The 206-nt window shown below is 73.3% G+C and carries 1 protein-coding gene; it reads left to right on the forward strand.

All coding sequences use genetic code 11. From position 1 onward, the window contains the following. Positions 1 to 206: beta-ketoacyl synthase N-terminal-like domain-containing protein (locus HPT28_RS26350; protein ID WP_219094481.1), on the forward strand; the 206-nt coding region annotated here is incomplete at both ends.

The following is a 206-nucleotide window of genomic DNA, read 5'->3' on the forward strand; positions in this document are numbered from 1 at the left end:
GAACGCGCGGGCATCGACCCCACCAGCGTGCGCGGAAGCCGCACCGGCGTCTTCACGGGGATCATGTACCACGACTACGGCTCCCGGGTGCCCCGTCCGCCGGCCGACCTGGAGCCGTACATCGGCAACGGCAGCGCGGGCAGTGTGGCCAGCGGGCGCGTCGCCTACACCTTCGGGCTGGAGGGGCCGGCCGTCACCGTGGACAC

Origin of the sequence: Streptomyces sp. JJ38 (genome assembly GCF_019303475.1) — a bacterium.
Taxonomy (GTDB): Bacteria; Actinomycetota; Actinomycetes; order Streptomycetales; family Streptomycetaceae; genus Streptomyces.